The sequence below is a fragment of the Aurantimonas sp. A3-2-R12 genome (assembly GCF_036016755.1).
Taxonomy (GTDB): Bacteria; Pseudomonadota; Alphaproteobacteria; order Rhizobiales; family Rhizobiaceae; genus Aurantimonas; species Aurantimonas coralicida_A.
In genome coordinates, this window is the sequence record NZ_JAYXIH010000083.1 from 1 (window position 1) to 6680 (window position 6680).

A 6680-nucleotide genomic window follows, 5' to 3' on the forward strand; every position below is an offset into this window, starting at 1 on the left:
AGCTCGACCGCACCAGTCAGCGCCAATACCAGGCGGGCGACATGGCGGACTACAAGGCCACCCGGTCGGCAATGGGCGACATGGCCAAGAGCCTCGAACGCGATCCGCAGATGGAATCCCTGCTCGCCAACCGCAAGGCCGCGCTCGGCATCGACACGGAGGCTGGCCGCCGACTCGGCGCGGCCCTCGCCCTCTCTCACGGTCTCGACCTCGGGAGAGGAAGGGGGATCGGGATATGAGAACCGTCCTATGTGCCGCCGTTTCCATCCGGCGCCGCGACGATTCCCCGGACCCTCTTGCGCCCCGGCAAGGGCCTGTCCTGACTGGACAAAGAGCCGTCAGAAACCGCCAGCCGGAGGCATCGCATCCATGCCCGCACCAGACCGTATCGTCCGCCTGAATACCGTCCTCGCCCGGACGGGCCTGTCCCGCTCCACCATCTATCGAAAGATCGCTGAGAGTACGTTCCCCGCCCAGATGAGGATCAGCATCAACGGTGCTGGTTGGCATGAATCCGATATCAATCGCTGGGTTGCCGATCCCGTATCGTGGAGGCCAACGCGAGAAGGCGGTGACGTCAGATAAGGCCGGATGCGCGAGGTGGCAGGACGATAGCGCGGGCTGTATCATGCCATCCAATTTCCTGTGGAAAATGGAATCGAACCGCCGGTATGATTTTGGATTGGGTAATTTTGCGGGTATCGAGCGTTATCCGCACTGCATATTTATCAATAAAATCAAATTGATAGGCTATAAGTTCGATTCCGTCCCTGCACCATTTTTCCTCAATGGCGTGAACAGCCTGCAAGCAGGCTTCTCCGTTCGCCGATTGTGCCGTGCGTGAGAGATCAGCACCGACTCAGCACGGCTGCCGAAATTCACTTGTCAGGCACATTTCTGGTCCGCTGCTCGCAAATACGGGATGAGGGTTGGCATGATCAGTGCCCCCGCCAGCCTCGCCCAGCGGATTGCGTGGGCCTGCTCTAATGACTTGCCAATCCTTGATCGGCGCGTCAGGCGCTGGCTTGTATACAAGGTACATATGCCTATAAGGCGAATCAATTCCAAAGGAGCCAACCCACTTCCACTCGATGTATATCTGGCTCATACGTAACCTCCATTACCTATAGATCTATTTCCCAATTAGAACGAACGAATATTGATTCAGTATTTTCTACTATTACTATGTGGAATGGGAAAAAAATAAATAATCTTCTCAATAAAGATCCGGAACGATATGTTAAAGAATAGGCATTCCTTGACTCTTCACCTTCGTATTCACGATATGAATAAAGCTTTGCGCCATTTTCTAAAAGAAAATCTACGACCTGCCGACCTGTGCAATTCGCATCTGACAGCGTTTGATCGAATATTCTTTCGTAGTGGATGCCGATATCCTTTAAATATTGATCCATGTTTTGAAGCGGTTCTGAGGCAAGCGCTTCGGCACAGGTCACGCTCGGGGCCGCAGTCGGCGAATTTCCGGTGCCTTTTTCCTGGTCTCGCGTGTCGACCTGGCTCGGAACAATGCCGGTTTCACCTGCGCGCAGCCCATCCGAGCTCAGTTTCGGCGCTGTCGCTTCATCTGGTTCCGTCTGCTCCACGCCGGCGCCCCCGGTGTCTCGCAGTTCGTCCCCGAAGGCGATCGTGGTGAGGGCGACCGGAGCGATTACCCCCAGCGCCGCGAAGGCAAAGGCCAGACGACGGACGCTAGCAATCCGGTTGCGTCGTGTTGCTATATGCGACCGGACCGCTGCCGGCGTCGCCGCAGGACGACGCTTTACGAACTGCGCGGCGATATCCACGCCATCGCTCGCAAGCTTTCGTCTGAGAGGACCATAAGGATCGAAGTCGATCGACATCTTTATTCCTCACTGTTCCCGCATGGCGCGGCGGAACTGATCCGACAGCGGTTTCAGGAGATAGGATATGGCCGTGCGTTCGCCGGTCTGGATGAAGGCCTCGACCGGCATGCCGGGGACCAATGGAAACCGCTTCTTTCACCATGCCCGACCGCGGACCACCTGGCACGCTCAGAACCACACAGCCGCCTTCGGCGTCTGCGGCACCTCGCCCGTCGCCGCGTATTTCAAGGCCTCCGCGACCGCTTCCAGCAGTTGCTCCGGCGTGAACGGCTTCGGCAGGAGGCCGAGGGCCGCGTCTTTGCCAGCCCGTGCAACAGCCGCCTGTCCGGTAATATACAGGCTGGGCACCTGATGCTCGTCACGCAGCCGACGGGCCAGCTCGACGCCGTCGTCGCCGCCCTCCAGATCGATATCGACCAGAGCGAGCGAGATCGTCGAGGACCGCGCGATGTCCAGCGACGGGGCACTGCGCATGGTGGGCCCCAACACCTCGTAGCCGGCGTCCCTCAGATCGTCCTCAATGACCATGGCCACGATCAGATTGTCCTCGACAATCAGCACGGAATGAATTGCGGGCATCTATCGATCCAGTACGCTGCGGGCCGGCACCCGTACCTGCACGTGAAGACCGGCGGGTGTAAATTCAAGATTCGCCTCGCCGTCGAGACTGTGCGCCGCCGAACGGATGAAACGCGTGCCGTAGCCGGTCCGCGACGGCGGTTTGACGCTCGGCCCGCCGCTCTCCGACCAGTCCAGTACGAAGCTGTCGCCCCCCGTTCCCGACTCGACCGACCACTTGACACCGACAGCGCCCTCGCTCGACGACAGCGCTCCGTATTTGGCCGCATTGGTGGCCAGTTCGTACAGACTCAAGGCGATCTTCTGGGCGGGGTCGGACAGCAGCCGCTGATCCGGGCCGGTCGCCACAACCCGCACGTCCTCCGTGTTGAATGGCCTCAAGATCGCTTCCACCAATTCGGTCAACCACACCGATCCGTAGTCGACATTGAACAGGACCGAATGAACGTTGCTGAGGGCGTTCAGTCGGCCGGCGAACTCATGGGAAAACTCGTTGAGATCGGCGGAGTTCCGGCGTGTGAGCGAAAACAGCGCATTGACGCTGGCGAGGATGTTCTTGACCCGGTGGTTGAGCTCGTGGCGCAATTCCTCCTGATGCGCGATGTAACGGGCCAAGGCGTACTGGCGAATACGGGCGCGCAAAGCCGTATCGACCGAGGTGGTCATCTCGGTGGGATGCACCGGGCGTTGCTTGATGATCAGCTTCGAGCGAGGCATGAGCTCGAGAAGCCGGCCGGCGGCATTGTTGAGATGCAGCGCCGCGTCCAAGAGCACGATGATCGGCAGTTCCGACCAGTCGTCCTGCTGCGCCAGCATCTGGCTGACTAGCCCGAGCGACTTCTCGGTCAAACCTTCCTGGCTGACGATCAGAACCCCGGCCTCACGTGCCAGGCTGGTTTGAAATTGCGCCAGATCGTCGGCGACGTTCGCCGTGAAACCGGCGTCCGTCAGTACCTTATGGAGCGTGTCGCCATCGTTCCCGTAAGGTGCGTAGATCAGAACGGGCAGTTCGGCAGCCGACGGTATCCGGTCGAAATCCGCTTTCATCGCGTCGGCATCGGGGACGGACTGCCCGGCGGTGGCTGAACGAACTCCCTGATGCTGATGCCTTTGGTATCGATCTGCAATTGCCGGACATCGAGATCGTGCGGACCGTGGCGCTTCTTGACCACGGTGATCGTGCGGCGGACCACCGCCGGCCATTCGTACATGCGCAGAAACACCACCGTATCGCCGAGAAAGCTGACGTCGACGGCGGTGTCCATATTGTGGCCGAGCAGGCCGTGCTGGGCGACGATGAGGATGGTCAGGACACCGCGCCGCGAAAGATACTTCAGCAGCGTCTGGATCTGCATGATCGCTTCCTGCGGATTCGGCAGCGCGGCGAGGTAACCGGTGAAGCTGTCGATGACCACCACGCCGGCATTGTTGCCATCCGCCGATTGCTGGGCGATCTGCGAGAATTCGCCCTGCGAAATCGCGCCAGGATTGAAGTCCCAGAGTTCGAGCTTCCCATCGTCGCGATATTTGCGCAGATGCAGACCGAGCCCTTCGGAGCGCCGGAAAAAGGTCTCGACCCGTTCCTCGAACAAAAACAGCGTGACCGATTCACCACGCTCCAGGGCCGCATAAGCGTAAAGTGAAGCGAGGGTCGACTTGCCGGTGCCCGACTGACCGACGATGAGCGTCGTGGTGCCCGGCTCCATGCCGCCACCAAGCATCTCGTCGAGCGCGTCGACGCCCGACTTGATCAGATCCTCGCGGCTGGTCTCCGGTGTGAGTTCCGGCACGATCCGCGGAAACACCCGGACACCCCCGCCTGTCTGGATCGCCATGTCGTGATAGCCGTCGAAGAAACTCACGCCGCGCATCTTGCGGATATCGATCCGGCGGCGCGCCTGACCATATTCGGGCAGGTACTTTTCCAGGTGGAACAGGCCGTGCGCCAGACTTTCGACGACGGCATCGCCGCCGGCCTCCGGCGTCAGATCGATGAACAGGGTCGCGATGCCCTGTTTTCCGACCATTCGCTTGAACGACAGGATTTCCTCGTGAAACTTCTGGGTGTCGCGGCTGAGCTGGCGAATTTCGACGAGGGAATCGTAGACGATGCGCTTCGGCTTCACCCGGTCAATTGCCGCGTCGACGGCCTCGCGGGTCCGATCGAGACGCACATCCGAAGCGTAGAAGATCGTCTGATCGTCCTGCTTTTCGTCATGACGGGCCGCGTGCAGCTCCTCGATCTCGACCCCGTCGAGCGACCAGCCATGCGATGCCGCGATCTGCTCCAGTTCGGCCTTGCTCTGTGACAGCGACACATACAGAACCGGTTCGCCAGCGGCGGCGCCGGCGATCAGGAATTGCAGCGCAAAGGTGGTCTTGCCGGTGCCGGGTTTGCCCTGGAGCAGATAGAGATGCCGACCGGGAAGCCCGCCGCCCAGCACCGTGTCGAGCCCATCGATTCCGCTGGAAAATTTGCCATTGTTTTTGGCCGGCGACTTCGTGGCCGGTTTATTGGCCGATAGTTTCGTCGCCGGCTTTTTTTTCGGTGGCATCGCGATTCCGCTTTCCAGTGGGGTCGAGAGTGCGGACCATTTCGGCAGATCGGCGGCGTGTCAAGCTGACGCCTCACCGCCCAAGCGGGACCGCGACGCTCTAATTTTCGCGGGCGGGCGGCGGCCCGAAAAGCCGTTCCGGGCGTCGGCGGCCCGTCGCTTGCCCGGCTACGAATATTTTCGGGCTTCCAGCAGCCTATCGGCGCAAAAACGTGGCCGAGACGAGAAGGTCCCGCTTACGGTTAACCTTTCGGAAAACCGCGCTCACATAGAAAGGTTTGAATACTATAATTGGATGGTGACCATGTCGCTTCGTTCTCGTCTCTTCGTCTCGGTTCTTTTCGCCGCGTTCGTCGCCGCGCTGGCGGTCGGCATACCGCTTTTCCTCGGCGCAGACCGTCTGGTCGAGCAAGCGGCAGAGCGCGAACTTGGCATCATGCAGCGCAAGCTCGATCGCTCGATCGCCGCAGAGGTCGACAAGGCGCTCAGCCTCGCGGCTCTAGTGGCGCGCCAGCCAGCCGTAGGGCAGGCCGTCGCTTTCGACGATCGGCAGCGCCTGGCGGATATCTTCGTTCCCGGCTTTGACGCGATGAAGACGCAATACGGTGTGGAGCAGTTCCAGTTTCACACCCCTCAGGGCATTTCCTTCCTGCGCGTCCACAAGCCGGAAAAGTTCGGCGACGACCTGTCTTCGTTCCGCTTCACGGTCGTCGAGGCCAACGCCAACAAGATGCCGGTCATCGGGCTGGAGCGCGGCCGCGCCGGGATCGGTGTTCGAGCCGTCCACCCGATCGAATACAACGGACGCCACGTCGGCACCGTCGAATTCGGACTGGGCTTCGGACAGGAGTTCATCTCCGGCTTGACCGACAGCGCCGATGACGAGGCGGAGCTCTACATCTTCCCAATGGACGAAGTCGCGACCTTTGCCGCCAAGGATACCGCCGATGCCCGTTCGGCGGCGACCTTCCAAGGCGAGCCGCTGCTCGACGGTGCCACCTTGGCACGCGTCCGCGATGGCGAGACGGTTCCCACAACGTCTGTCATCGGCGGACAGCCCCATGTCGGTGTCGCCCGTCCGATCAAGGACTTCGCCGGCAATGTCTCCGGTGTGGCGCATCTGCTGACCTCGCAGGCGGCGCTGCAGGCCATCTCGAGTGAAATCAGCTGGACCGCCGCTTTCGCCGCCTTGCTCGCGATGGGACTGGCCATCGTCGTCGCGCTGTTCGTCGGTCGCCGTATCGGCGGCGCAATCAGCGGCATGGCCGACAGGATGTCCCAACTCGCCGGCGGTGATCTGACCACTGAGATTCCTGCCCTGGAGCAGAAGGACGAGATTGGCCGGATGGCGAATGCGGTGTTGGCGTTCAAGCAGGCGGCGTTGGAAAAGCAGCGGGTCGAGGCCGAGGCGGTGACGCGGCGCGAGGAGGCCGAGGCCGAGCGGCGCCAGAACGGCGAGCGCCAGCAGATGACGGCGCAGGAGCAGGAGCTGGTGGTCGGCGAGATCGGCTCGGGCCTCGCCAAGCTGTCGGACGGCGATCTGACCTATCGCATCGAACAGAGTTTCCCCGACGCCTATGTGAAGCTGAAGGACGATTTCAACGCGGCGATGGACGAGCTCAGCGAGACCATGTCGACGATCGCCGGCACGACGGGCTCGATCCGCTCGGGTACCGGCGAG

Annotated in this window: 8 protein-coding genes and 1 pseudogene; 4 read left to right on the forward strand and 5 right to left on the reverse strand. The window is 61.1% G+C overall.

From position 1 onward, the window contains the following. The 3 genes from VSX60_RS21640 to VSX60_RS21650 form a co-directional block, all read left to right on the forward strand. On the forward strand, positions 1-239 hold a 239-nt coding region (locus VSX60_RS21640), incomplete at its 5' end, for a hypothetical protein (protein ID WP_327626318.1). A 130-nt stretch (positions 240-369) separates the two neighbouring features. Next, positions 370-585 (forward strand): helix-turn-helix transcriptional regulator, encoded by a 216-nt coding sequence (locus VSX60_RS21645; protein WP_327626319.1) that lies wholly within the window; start codon positions 370-372, stop codon positions 583-585. Then, positions 497-844: a hypothetical protein gene (locus VSX60_RS21650; protein ID WP_327626325.1), complete on the forward strand. Its 348-nt coding sequence runs from the start codon at positions 497-499 to the stop codon at positions 842-844. The genes VSX60_RS21645 and VSX60_RS21650 overlap by 89 nt, the downstream gene beginning before the upstream one ends. 280 nt (positions 845-1124) lie before the next feature. Here the strand turns inward: VSX60_RS21650 and VSX60_RS21655 are convergent, their stop codons facing one another. From VSX60_RS21655 to VSX60_RS21675, 5 genes and pseudogenes are all read right to left on the reverse strand, one after another. Beyond that, positions 1125-1862, reverse strand: coding sequence for a hypothetical protein (locus VSX60_RS21655; protein WP_327626320.1), 738 nt, complete (start codon positions 1860-1862; stop codon positions 1125-1127). A gap of 9 nt (positions 1863-1871) precedes the next feature. Continuing rightward, a pseudogene (locus VSX60_RS21660) lies at positions 1872-1988 on the reverse strand (HlyD family efflux transporter periplasmic adaptor subunit); the annotation flags it as partial. A 45-nt stretch (positions 1989-2033) separates the two neighbouring features. Beyond that, entirely contained in the window at positions 2034-2444 is a 411-nt protein-coding gene (locus tag VSX60_RS21665; RefSeq protein WP_327626321.1) for a response regulator, read from the reverse strand. Continuing rightward, the gene (locus VSX60_RS21670; protein ID WP_327626322.1) at positions 2445-3491 is read right to left on the reverse strand and encodes a sensor histidine kinase; all 1047 of its coding nucleotides are present in this window, start codon (positions 3489-3491) and stop codon (positions 2445-2447) included. After that, positions 3488-4999, reverse strand: a complete 1512-nt coding sequence (locus VSX60_RS21675) for an ATPase domain-containing protein (protein WP_327626323.1) — start codon at positions 4997-4999, stop codon at positions 3488-3490. The genes VSX60_RS21670 and VSX60_RS21675 overlap by 4 nt, the downstream gene beginning before the upstream one ends. Positions 5000-5303: 304 nt before the next feature. On the opposite strand from VSX60_RS21675, the gene VSX60_RS21680 reads away from it, so the two are divergent. Then, a partial coding sequence (locus VSX60_RS21680; protein ID WP_327626324.1) for a cache domain-containing protein occupies positions 5304-6680 on the forward strand: 1377 nt, incomplete at its 3' end.